The sequence below is a fragment of the Roseibium sp. HPY-6 genome (assembly GCF_040530035.1).
Classification (GTDB): Bacteria; Pseudomonadota; Alphaproteobacteria; order Rhizobiales; family Stappiaceae; genus Roseibium.
In genome coordinates this window covers 1,126,409-1,138,214 of the sequence record NZ_JBEWCD010000002.1, presented here as the reverse complement: position 1 = coordinate 1,138,214, position 11,806 = coordinate 1,126,409, and the positions used below count along the sequence as shown (strand labels likewise).

General features: G+C 56.8%; 11 protein-coding genes. 4 read left to right on the top strand and 7 right to left on the bottom strand.

Annotated elements, in window-relative coordinates:
- Positions 1–45: 45 nt before the first annotated feature.
- From ABVF61_RS16620 to ABVF61_RS16610, 3 genes are all read right to left on the bottom strand, one after another.
- Positions 46–411: a VOC family protein gene (locus ABVF61_RS16620; RefSeq protein WP_353994650.1), complete on the bottom strand. Its 366-nt coding sequence runs from the start codon at positions 409–411 to the stop codon at positions 46–48.
- Between the two features lie 217 nt (positions 412–628).
- A complete protein-coding gene (locus tag ABVF61_RS16615; protein ID WP_353994649.1) occupies positions 629–1,309 on the bottom strand; it encodes a DNA-3-methyladenine glycosylase I in 681 nt (226 codons plus the stop codon).
- 146 nt (positions 1,310–1,455) lie between these two features.
- Positions 1,456–2,208 (bottom strand): protein phosphatase CheZ, encoded by a 753-nt coding sequence (locus ABVF61_RS16610; RefSeq protein ID WP_353994648.1) that lies wholly within the window; start codon positions 2,206–2,208, stop codon positions 1,456–1,458.
- A gap of 281 nt (positions 2,209–2,489) precedes the next feature.
- On the opposite strand from ABVF61_RS16610, the gene ABVF61_RS16605 reads away from it, so the two are divergent.
- From ABVF61_RS16605 to clcA, 3 genes are all read left to right on the top strand, one after another.
- The gene (locus ABVF61_RS16605) at positions 2,490–3,218 is read left to right on the top strand and encodes a DUF2927 domain-containing protein (RefSeq protein WP_353994647.1); all 729 of its coding nucleotides are present in this window, start codon (positions 2,490–2,492) and stop codon (positions 3,216–3,218) included.
- Between the two features lie 248 nt (positions 3,219–3,466).
- Entirely contained in the window at positions 3,467–4,207 is a 741-nt protein-coding gene (locus ABVF61_RS16600; protein ID WP_502949974.1) for a L,D-transpeptidase, read from the top strand.
- Positions 4,208–4,368: 161 nt separating this feature from the next.
- On the top strand, positions 4,369–5,724 hold the full coding sequence (clcA, locus tag ABVF61_RS16595) for a H(+)/Cl(-) exchange transporter ClcA (protein WP_353994646.1): 1,356 nt from the start codon (positions 4,369–4,371) through the stop codon (positions 5,722–5,724).
- A 31-nt stretch (positions 5,725–5,755) separates the two neighbouring features.
- Here the strand turns inward: clcA and glcF are convergent, their stop codons facing one another.
- The 4 genes from glcF to ABVF61_RS16575 all read right to left on the bottom strand — a co-directional run bounded on the left by glcF (position 5,756) and on the right by ABVF61_RS16575 (position 10,616).
- On the bottom strand, positions 5,756–7,090 hold the full coding sequence (gene glcF, locus ABVF61_RS16590; protein ID WP_353994645.1) for a glycolate oxidase subunit GlcF: 1,335 nt from the start codon (positions 7,088–7,090) through the stop codon (positions 5,756–5,758).
- A gap of 255 nt (positions 7,091–7,345) precedes the next feature.
- Entirely contained in the window at positions 7,346–7,705 is a 360-nt protein-coding gene (locus ABVF61_RS16585; protein ID WP_353994644.1) for a DUF4870 family protein, read from the bottom strand.
- A gap of 226 nt (positions 7,706–7,931) precedes the next feature.
- Entirely contained in the window at positions 7,932–9,122 is a 1,191-nt protein-coding gene (gene glcE / locus ABVF61_RS16580; RefSeq protein WP_353994643.1) for a glycolate oxidase subunit GlcE, read from the bottom strand.
- 12 nt (positions 9,123–9,134) lie between these two features.
- Positions 9,135–10,616, bottom strand: coding sequence for an FAD-linked oxidase C-terminal domain-containing protein (locus ABVF61_RS16575; RefSeq protein WP_502950003.1), 1,482 nt, complete (start codon positions 10,614–10,616; stop codon positions 9,135–9,137).
- A 167-nt stretch (positions 10,617–10,783) separates the two neighbouring features.
- Here ABVF61_RS16575 and ABVF61_RS16570 point away from each other — a divergent pair, with 167 nt between their 5' ends.
- A complete protein-coding gene (locus ABVF61_RS16570) occupies positions 10,784–11,728 on the top strand; it encodes a LysR family transcriptional regulator (protein WP_353994641.1) in 945 nt (314 codons plus the stop codon).
- The last annotated feature ends 78 nt before the right edge of the window (positions 11,729–11,806 follow it).

The window sequence follows — 11,806 nt, the reverse complement described above, 5'->3', positions numbered from 1 at the left end:
CCCAGATCCTGCCGCCAGCTGGTCTAAACGTCGCCGCTGCCTCGTCTAAACACCCATGTGCTGACCGAAACGAATATTGTAACCGTTGAGGTCGACCGCATTGAATTCGCGCATTCCCCAGGGATATGTCTCCGGTTCTCGGGAGATCTCGACTGCATTTTCCCGGGCGCGCTGGTACATGGCATCCAGATCGTCGATGTCGAAGTAAAGCCAGTTTTCGTTCAACTGCGGTGCGCCTTTCCAGAAATGGACACACGCGCCACCGAGCAAAATGGCACCATGGGTTGGCGGGTCGCCCCACAGAAACCTGATCGTGAAACCGAGCTTATCCACGTACCAGTTGCAGGTGTCTTCGATATCCGGCGCCGCAAACGTCGGATATACCGCTGTGCAATTCACCGTTTCAGACATTTGCATGCCTCCATCGCTAAAAGCCCCGACCTGCTTGTGGTTACGGGGCAAAATCAACGCTACAGACTGCCCGGCCATAACCGTATTTATTCGATATGGCGCTTGCGTGCTACTCGGATGCTCGACATTTCAGCGTGTGCGCGCTTTGCGGTTTTAGAATAGTCGATTGTTTGGAGGGTGACACGCGCTTTCGACGACCGACAGTTTTGTCGCTGTTTTACGCGCGTTCAGGCCTGATGAACTCGGCGCGCGCCTTTTCAACCAAATCCCTGCAAAAGCAGCCTTCCAAATGGTCGTTGACCATGCCCATCGACTGCATGAAGGCGTAAACGGTGGTTGGTCCGACGAAGCTCCATCCACGCTTTTTCAGATCTTTGGAAAGTGCTGTGCTCTCCTCGGTCTTGCCGAGCGTTTTTGCCGTTTCGAAATCGATCCTGGCGGGCCGGTTCTCCGGCTTGGGTTCAAAGGACCAGAAATACGCGGCGAGCGAGCCGAATTCATCTTTGAGCTCAAGCGCCCGATTGGCGTTGTTGATCGTCGACTCGATTTTCTTGCGATGGCGCACGATGCCGCTGTCTTCCAGGCACCTGTCAACGTCTTGCTCGGTGAACCTCGCCACTTTCTCAAATTCGAAGTTGGCAAACGCTGCGCGAAACCCCTCCCTTTTGCGCAGGATCGTCAGCCAGGACAGGCCCGACTGGAAGCCTTCAAGACAGATCTTCTCGAAAAGACGGCGGTCGTCATCCACCGGCCATCCCCACTCCGTGTCGTGATAGCGCTGGTAATCCTCCAGTCCGCCGTACCACCAGCACCGATCTTTGCCGTCGTCACCGTGTATGAGACCTGTGATCGGGTCGCGCTCGGGTTTCTTCTGGTTTCCGGTTTCTTGCTCGCTCATGACGACCCCAATATTCACTCTTTGTTCTCATTGGTACTTCCGACAGCGACAAGTTGCAAGCGGCAATATGCCGGCAATTCAACCGGCCAAACAAACACAAAAGCCCGGCGAAATCGCCGGGCAGTGACAATGTATGAAGCTGGCTATCAGGCGAACAGTGCGTCGATATCGTCCTGTGTCGCAACATCCGTGTCGCTTTCGAGCGCCGGTCCGTTGAGCAGGGCAGCGTCGCCTTCCTTTGCTTCGCGTTCGTCGAGTTCGATATCCTTGAAGGTCTCGATACCGCCCCAGATATCCATCATTTGCATGATGCGGTCCTCAACAAAGCGCAGCGTAGAGACCACTTTCGTGATGCGCTGACCCGTGAGATCCTGGAAGTTACAGGCTTCGAAGATCTGGACGACCCTCTCCTGAATGTCATTGGCAAGCTCCGCCTCTTCCCTGCCAACGCGGGCTGAAAGCGTGTTCGCCGTTTCGTCAATGAACTCGGCGGATGCCAGAATGGTTTCCGTCGCACCTTCGGTGCCATCGACAACGGCATCAAGTTCGTTGGTGACCCGGGTCATCTCCTCGCCCTTCGAACCAGTCGTGTGGTGAAGGGTGGCGATTTCCTTCTTGGTCTGTGCGATCGCCTCGTAGATCGCGTCAAGTTCGACCTTGAGCTTGGCGGCTTCAGACATTTCCTTCCGGAATTCGGACATGAACTTTTGGCTCATTTCCTCCGGATCGAGCGTATTTTCCTGCCCTTTAACGCCTTGCGTCACCATGGATTTCAGACTGGCAATTTCTGAAAGCACTTCCTGGTGCCGGCGCTCGTCGGCAAAGGCGGGGTCCGTATCGGCCCCGGAATTCATATGTATCAAGCTTTCCGCTCGAAAGGATCTCTTCAGCGCGGCCATGCCATCTCCCGTCCCTTGCCCCTGCAGGCGCATTTCAATAGCGATTGGTCAATTGGTAGCAGGGGAAGTTTAAGGAATTGTTTTTCCTTGATTTGCCGCATGCGACAAAGGTGGCCTTCAACTTAGTGCGACAAACATTGTTTTTTCTCTCAAACGGTTTGGTTATCTTTTTCGAGGAAGTTTTAGGCAACCGGCCGTTTGGCCTCCGCAGGAATACCAAGGGACCGGGATGCTGGAACAATATTGTGGCTGCAAGAGGCGTTCTGACATATATGAAAAGCATGCGTTTTCTTCGTTCGCCCGACTTTCTTTTCAGTGTTTTTCTTATCACGCTGATGTGCGTCACACCGGTACGCGCCGCAAACGATTCTTTTTCGACTGAAGAACTGCTCAAGGGTTTCGAAAAGACAGTATTCGGACTTGAGTATCGCAGCTGGAGTTGGCGGCCCTACCTGGTCAAGAAGTTCACGCAGCCGGTGACCTTCTATGTACACAACCTGTCGCGCCGCGACCGCACCCGCGTGGTGCACCGTTTCGTGCGCGAGATCGACCGTCGCATTGGCGGCCTCAAGACGGGCATCACAAACGACCCCTCAGCGGCCAATTTCGAAGTCTATGTGGTCGATCGAGCGCAATATGTTTCGGTGGTCCAAAGAGACATATACAAAAACGAGCGGGCCAAGGTTCCCGGCCGTTGCCTTGTACGCGTGGTCTCCGGGCGTGAAGGTATCAAGCGTTCCTCTGCAGTGATCGTTTCAGATGAAGGCGAGTTCCTGTTCAAACGCTGCCTGGTTGAAGAGATCCTGCAAGGCCTCGGCCCCATGAACGACAATCAGGATCTGACGCACTCAGTCTTTAACGATGCGTCCCGTCACAGCCGGTTTACCGTCTTCGATCAGATCATTTTGAACATGCTCTACGATCCCCGGATCCGTCCGGGCATGTCGAAGAAACAGACAGAACCGCTGCTGCCCCTCGTGGCGCGAGATGCCCGGCGGCGCGTGCGTTAACCAAAGAACGCTGGAAAGCGCAAAGAATTCAAACCCTCCAATCAGAGTATTTCCGGGCGCTTTCTGGCTGAAGGAATTTGTTAATCGTGTTCTTCAAGACTCGGCTAACCATAAGAAACATTTACTGAAATTCTCAGTACCCGATTCATTATTGGCTGAACTTGCGCAACTATTATCGTTGCCAGTTCGTTAACCGGCAGCCTTAAATTGCCGGTGAATATGGTCGATGTTGAGTAAAGAGTACTGCCATGTTCTTTCCAAAGAAGCGTTCCTTGAATGCACTGATTTTTGCCGGAGCAGCCATGCTCACCGGCGCTCTGTGGTCGGAGCCGGCAACAGCCGGTCAGGTTGCCCCGCCACCGCTTGTGCTTAGTCCCAACCTGACTGAACCGTGGATGCTGCAGCTGCAGCCTGGAGCGGCCCGCCGCGCGGTTGCCCCTGCCCAACGGCGCCAGGTTCAACAACCTCAGGTACGGCGCGCCAATTGGTGGTCCCGCCGCATGGAGCCGGCGCGACAGCAGCCGAAACGGCAAACACGCCAGATCGCGCCGCAATTCCTGCCGACAATCGTCGATTACAACGGTCCCTACTCACCGGGTACAATCGTCATCGACACCAATACCCGCTTCCTCTATCTGGTGCAGAGCGATGGAACGGCCCGCCGCTATGGTGTTGGTGTCGGAAAGCCTGGTTTTGAATGGGCTGGAACCCACAAGGTAACGCGCAAGGCGGAATGGCCGGACTGGCGTCCGCCCGCCGCAATGCGCAAGCGCCGCCCTGACCTGCCGGTTTTCATGGCAGGCGGACCGCAAAACCCGATGGGTGCTCGTGCGCTTTATCTTGGCTCGACCCTCTACCGTATCCACGGCTCCAACGAACCCTGGACTATTGGCCACGCGGTTTCCTCCGGCTGCATCCGCATGCGCAACGAGGATGTCATGGATCTTTACGAACGGGTCGGCGTTGGCACCAAGGTTCATGTCATATAGACCTGTCGCAAGGTACTGAGTACTGACGAAACGCGCGGCCTTGCCGTGCGTTTTTGTTTGCAGGGAAAGCATCGCTTGCACGCAAATCGGTTTCTTTGCAGTTTGTATTTCTGAAAGAACGAATCCCCGTTCTCAAGTCCGGTTTAAAACCAACGCTTGGTATGGCCCGAGGCACTGATCTTTTCTCCGCCGGTTCTGACACGGCCTATTTTGTGAAAGCTGCGATTGTCGGCCTGCTTGTCGGTGGACTTGCAACGGGCTTTCACGCAGGGCTGGAGTTCCTGTTTGCTCAATATGCCGCTTTACGAAACACGCTTGGCACAGGCCTCCTGCCCTACGTCGTATCGGTGGCGATTTCGTCCCTTTGTGTCGTCGGCGCATATCTGCTTGTTCAACGCGTCGCACCGGAAGCGGCCGGCAGCGGTATCCAGGAAATCGAGGGGGCGATGGAAGACAAACGGCCGGTGCACTGGCCGCAGGTCCTGATCGCCAAGTTTTTCGGAGGCTTGCTTGCCCTCGGTTCCGGTCTGGTTCTCGGCCGGGAGGGTCCCACAATCCACATGGGCGCCATGACCGCAGAAGCGCTGGCACGGTCTCACGACATATCAGCTGCTGACCACAAGGGGCTCCTGGCGGCAGGGGCAGCCGCCGGGCTTGCCGCAGCTTTCAATGCACCACTTGCAGCAATCCTTTTCATTGTAGAAGAGACACGGCGCCAGTTTCCCTTCGGCTACCGCACCTATATGGCCGTCATTATCGCTTCGATCCTGAGCGCGGCCGTGACGGAGCAGCTCACGCAAACCGGACCGCTTCTTGTGGTCGATGTTCAGTACCTGCCGGTCTGGAGCTATGTTCTCCTGGCGGTGCTTGGTGTTCTTCTGGGCGCTCTCGGAGTGTTCTTCAACTGGACCCTCATCGCCGTCATGGATCTCTTCGTCCGGATTCCCAAGGCGTTGCGCTGGCTTCCGGCGCTCGCAATCGGTGCTGTTACCGGAATATTGCTGAATGCCTTCCCCGATGCGACCGGCGGTGGCGAAGACCTGGTCCATGATCTCATCACCAGCAACTATGGTGTTCTGGCTCTCTTGCTGCTGACATTTTTACGTTTCGGCGGCGTCTTGTTTTCCTACGCGTCCGGCGTTCCAGGCGGCATTTTTGCTCCGATGCTGTCCATCGCGACCTGCGCAGGTCTGGCCTTCGGCGTGCTCGCCGTACAGACGCTTCCGGTAGAAGACAATTTCCGGGCTGCCTGTGCAGTTGCCGCGATGGGCGGTTTTTTTGCCGCATCCGTGCGGGCACCGCTGGTGGGTGTTGTGCTGGTGATGGAATTGACAGGCGCTTATGCCCTGATCATGCCGGTCCTTGTCACCTGCACCACGGCTTCACTGACAGCCCACCATCTCGGCGGACGCCCGATCTACGAACAGTTGCTGGACCGCACGCTCCGGCTTTCCGGACAGTCTCCGGACAGCGAACCCGACAAGACACCAGTGCAACTCGGCACGCGAAACAGCTGAAGGCGCATTCCCGGTTGGGGTGCAATATCTGTTATTCGGCAGCGTCCGGGTGTTGCCACGCCGCAAGGCCATCCGGCTGTGGGCCGCCATAGACCCAGTCGAGCAGCTCTGCAGTATGAAGTATGGGAATGTCCGTGCCGAGGCCGATCTGCGTCATGCAGCCGATATTGCCGGTCGCGATGAGATCCGGTGTGGTTTTCTCGATATTCGCGATTTTGCGGTCGCGAAGCTTGCGGGCTATCTCTGGCTGCAGAATGTTGTAGGTGCCGGCCGAACCACAACAGAGATGCCCCTCCGGGACATCCTTGACGTTAAATCCAGCTGCCTTCAAAAGCTCTTTGGGCTGTTTTGTTATCTTTTGGCCATGCTGCATCGAGCACGCGGAGTGATAGGCAACGGTCAGCCCTGGCTGGAGAACCGGCGTCCCCAGATCAATCTCTGAAAGGAACTCGGTGATGTCCTTGGTAAGTGCCGAGACTTTGGCGGCTTTTTCCGCGTAGGCGGGATCATCCCGCAACATGAAGCCGTAATCCTTGATCGTCGTACCACAGCCCGACGCGGTAATCAGAACGGCGTCCAGTCCCTCACCGTACGCCTCCGCCATCCAGACATCGACGTTGCGCCGCGCATTTTCGAGCGATGCTTCCTCCTTGCCCATGTGGTGAACCAGGGCACCGCAGCACACTTCTCCCTTCGGCAATACGACCTCGTAACCGGCCCTCCTAAGAAGCCGTATCGTCGCGTCATTGATGGCCGGGTTCAACACCGGCTGCGCACATCCGCTCAAGAGTGCGACGCGGCCCTTCTTCTTCTGGTTTTCGGGCGGGAAAAGACCCGGGCCCTCAAGCTGGCCACGGACTGGCGCTCTGGGTGGGGCAAGTTCCAGCATCGCACCAACCTTCGCCATCGGACCGCCCAATGCCTTTAGAACTCCCGCGAACGGGCGACCGAAAAACGCCCCGATCAAAGCAAGACGAAAGCGGCCCGGATAGGGAAGGACAAACGCCAGAATGGATCGCATGATCCGATCCGCCAGCGGCCTCTTGTAGGTCTTTTCGATATGCGCACGCGCGTGATCAACGAGGTGCATGTAATGCACGCCTGACGGACAGGTGGTCATGCACGCCAGGCAGGAAAGACACCGGTCGATGTGCTTGACGATCTTGTCGTCAGCCGGCCTGTCGTTCTCCAGCATGTCCTTGATCAGGTAAATGCGGCCGCGCGGACTGTCGAGTTCATCTCCCAGAAGGGTGAAAGTCGGACATGTGGCTGTGCAGAACCCGCAATGCACGCACTTGCGCAGAATTTTCTCCGACTCAGCAACGTGACTGTCTTTCAGCTGTTCAGCGGTGAAATTCGTCTGCATCGCCCTCGGCGTCCCTTATGTTCTCACAAACTTTGCGCAGATCGTAGGGGTTGGCCAAAGGCGGCACAAGACGCGTTTATGGCATAAGGGTTTTGCCATAACGAACGCAGTCTTAACCGAGCTGGTTCGCTCAGACGCGCCAACTTTGTGAACGGGTCCCGAAAAAGCACACAGATCAAGACCACTTGACTGCAGGGAAATGGCCAAAGTCGAGAATGTCACCCCAGTCCGCCAGACCCTTGCCTGCGTGCCAGCCTAGAACAACCAGGTGCGGGGATTTGGGATTTCTTCACTCCGCGCGGCCAGCTGCAGTCCCTTGATGCAGCGGATAATAGCCCAGACAAGTGTTGCGAGCAGAACGAATATTCCGATGAAAACGAACATCAGCACAATGCCGATGATACTGAAGAGGAAACCGATCCAGAACGTACGGATCTGATAGATGTAATGCGAGTCGACCCATTCGGCGGCCTTGCCTTTGTTCAGGTAGGCAAAGATGACGCCGATGATTGACGTGATGCCGACTATGATACTGACAAGATATAATATGTAGATGAGAGTAACGTTTTTGCCGCCCGGCTCCATGTAACCTGCAACATCAGTTTGATCGTTCATCACCGCACTCCGCTCAATGTTCAGCCCCGACAATAATTGAATGCATCTGCGAAAAAGCGCAGACGCTGATCCGACCACCCTAGGCCAAGGACCACCAATTGCAATAGGATTGAGCCCGGAGAGCGCTCGTCATGTCCCGCCCGCGACCGACCACCTGCGCTGCAAGGTCCGCCGAATTCGAAAACCTTTGAGCCGTTATTTACGGTGTTTGGGCAAACCGGTTGGCCTAAACACCTGAAACCATGCGCCCGGGATTGAGAATGCCACTCGGGTCGAACTGAGTTTTGAGGCGTTGCGTGAGTTTTGCCAAGGGCGTCGGTTGAGGCTGAAACACGTCAACGTTCGTGCGTTCAGACAGCCCGGCCCTGACGAGCGTCGCGTGTCCGCCGCCTGCTGCTTCCAGCGTCTCGCGGATTTCCGTTTCATGAACGAGCCCATCTGCGACGGTGAGCCAGACGAGACCACCGCTCCAGTCATAAAAGGCCTGAACTTTAATCTGCCTGCGAAGCATTTCAATGAAGCCCGGTCCATTGGTCGGTGCGAGCGAAACACGCCAGACCGGGGTTGTTGTACCGGCAAACGGCGTCACGTCCCGAATGGTCTGCCAAAGGGATCTGGACCCGGCTTCGTCAAGACGGTTCGGACGGCCGTATTGCCTCAGAAGATCCAGAAGCGAGTTGAAACGGTAGTCGACCGATGTCTCAAACCCCTCCAGGCGGAGCACTGTCTGGCTTTCATCGCCGCCCACACCCGCGGGGAGGTGGGCCGCTCCGGAGACTTCAGCGGAAGATCCCATCGCCTTGCAAAGCGCCGCAACGGCCGTTTTGTCCGCAAGCCCTGTCAGAATGAAACTCGCTGATGTTTCGGGTTTGGGATTCACCTTCAGCGTCACTGTTGCCGCGACCGCCAACGTACCGAACGAGCCGCATAGAGCCCGAGGCAGATCATAGCCGGTGACATTCTTGACCACCTTACCGCCCGAGTTGAAGATTTCACCGCGGCCGGACACGGCCTCCATACCGAGAATATGGTCCCGCGCAGCACCTGCCTTGAGCCGCCGCGGCCCGGACAGGTTGGCTGCAATTACACCGCCGATCGTACCCATGCCGGGTTCACTGCCCTGCAAAGGCCCATAATCCATGGGTTCGAAGGAAAGCTCCTGACCGTTTTCGTCAACGAGGCGCTCTATCTCGGCAATCGGGGTGCCCGCTTTCACTGTTAGAACCAGCTCTGCGGGTTCATAGTCTTCGACCCCGCTGACGTCGGACAGGTCGAGGACGTGTGCGGCCTGAACCGGGCGGCCGAGACCGCGTTTCGATCCTTGACCGATGATCTCAAGCGGCTGCTCTTCCGCAGCTGCCCACTTGACGGCGTTTTCTATCTCACGCGCGTCACGCGGCTTTAGTACTCCATCCATTGGCAATGGCCCTCAGAACCGGGGGATATCGGGGAACGGCAACTGCCCCTTGTGAACATGCATCTTGCCCAACTCGGCACACCGATGGAGCACTGGAAAAACCTTTCCCGGATTGAGAAGCTGCTTTTCATCGAACGCGCATTTGACACGCTGCTGCTGCTTCAGGTCCGCATCGGTGAACATGTCCGTCATCAGATCGCGTTTTTCGATACCGACACCGTGTTCGCCCGTCAGAACACCTCCGACTTCAACACACAGGCGCAAAATATCAGCTCCGAACGCCTCGGCGGCATCCAGTTCGCCCGGTTTGTTGGCATCGTAAAGTATCAGTGGATGCAGATTGCCATCGCCCGCATGAAACACGTTCGCCACTCCCAGACCGTGTTTTTCGGAGAGTTCGCGCATTCGCGCCAGGACCTTCGGCAATTCGCGGCGGGGAATTGTGCCATCCATGCAAAGGTAGTCCGGGGAAATCCGGCCGACCGCGGGGAAAGCAGCTTTCCGGCCCGCCCAGAAAGTCATTCGTTCTTCCTCGGACTGCGAGATCCGCACATGACTTGCCTGGTTTGCCCGGGCGATCTCTTCGACACGCCCGATTAAAAAATCGACTTCTTTTTCGGGCCCGTCGAGCTCAACGATCAGAAGCGCCTCGACGTCACGCGGATAGCCGGCGTTGACAAAGTCTTCGGCCGCGTGAATGGCAGGCTTGTCCATCATTTCCATTCCGCCGGGAATGATGCCCGCGGCAATGATATCGGCGACGCAGCGTCCGCCATCCTCACTCGTCGGGAAACCAATCAGCAGCGCGCGCGCTGTCTCCGGTTTCTGAAGAATACGGACGGTCACCTCTGTTACAACGCCGAGCAGGCCCTCCGATCCGGTCATCAGGGCAAGAAAATCGTAGCCTTCGCTGTCAAGATGCTTGCCGCCAAGCCGGATGACCTCTCCCGTGATCAGCACCATTTCAAGGCCAAGCACATTGTTGGTGGTCAAACCGTATTTCAGGCAGTGAACGCCGCCGGAATTCTCCGCGATGTTTCCTCCGATTGAACAGGCGATCTGGGAAGATGGATCGGGCGCGTAGTAGAAGCCTTCGTCCTCAACGGCCCGGGTGATCCCGAGGTTTGTAACGCCCGGTTGAACAACCACAGCCCGGTTGTCGAAATCAATGTCCAGCACCTGGTTGAACTTCATCATTGACAGGAGAACACCGTCCGCCAGCGGCAGCGCGCCCCCGGACAGGGACGTGCCCGCCCCGCGGGGAACAACCTTGACGTTGTTCTCATGGCAATACTTCAAAACCCTCGCAACCTGGTCAACCGTTTCCGGTAGCACAACAATCAAGGGTAACTGGCGATACGCGGTTAGCGCATCGGTTTCGTACGCCCGCATTTCTCGCTCTTCGTGGATGACCCCCTCACCCGGAACGATGGATTTCAATGCTTTGAGAATGTCCTGTCGGCGAGACAGAACATCTTCATCCGGCGCAGGCATTGCGATCGCTGTCACAGGGAACTCCTTCCGGTTTCCTCAAAATGATCTAGTTGGCTTGTCCTGTCGTAACACAGATCGGTAGTTCAACGGCTTTTCTAAATTGTGACACGTCCTGTCGCGTTGAGAAGTCCCCATAGGACGATAATTGTCTTTCTGAGAGATTGAAAATGAGCAATCTGACGGACATGGAAATTTTCGCCCGGGTGGTCAGCTCGGGCAGTATGTCGGCCGCCGGACGCGAAATGAGCCTGTCACCTGCTGTTGTATCGAAACGTATCCGCAGGCTGGAAGAGAAACTCGGCACCCGCCTCTTGCAGAGAACCACGCGACAGATCGCCATGACGGAAGCGGGTCAAGGCTTTTACGAGCGCGTAGTCGCCATCCTGGCGTCGGTGGAGGAAGCGGAGTCGTTTGTATCACGGGGGTCCGCCAAAGCGCGCGGTAACCTCAGGGTCGCGGTTCCAACTTCATTCGGGCGCCTTCACATCGCCCCTCATCTCGGACGGTTCCTGTCGGAGAACCCGGATCTCTCGGTCAATCTCGATCTCTCCGACGACTTTGTCGACATCGTTGGTGATGGTTATGATCTTGCGGTGCGCATTGCCGAGCTTTCCGATTCCAGTCTTGTCGCACGCCGCCTTGCGCCGGTTCATCGCATTCTTTGCGCAAGCCCCGAATACCTGGATCGGTATGGAGTGCCTGAGAGCATCGAAGACCTTGCAGCAAATCACGTCACCATAGCGGCAACCAGCCAGGATCCCTGGAGGCTCGCGGGCCCGAACGGCATCGAGACGGTGCGCACGCAGGCACCTCTCAAAACGAATTCGAACGAGGTCGTCCGAGAATGTTTGCTGGCCGGTGTCGGTATCGCATTGCGATCGACATGGGATATCGGACCCGAGCTGCATGAAGGCAAGTTGCAGATATTGCTTCCGCAATACAGGGCCTCAAAGGACGTTGGCCTTTATGCGGTCTATCCGAGCCGCCAGTTCCTGCCGGCAAAGGTTCGGGTCTTTATCGACTATCTTGCAGCGCTTTATGGATCTTCGCCTTACTGGGATGCGGGGCTGGACGACTGGCTCCGGCTGCCAAGCCGCGCACAGGCAGGGTGATCACCGCGTTGTGACGCTTTCGAAGAATGGATCCGCACTAGGGTGTACTTTGGTGCGACCGTGCGTCACTTGCTTCGG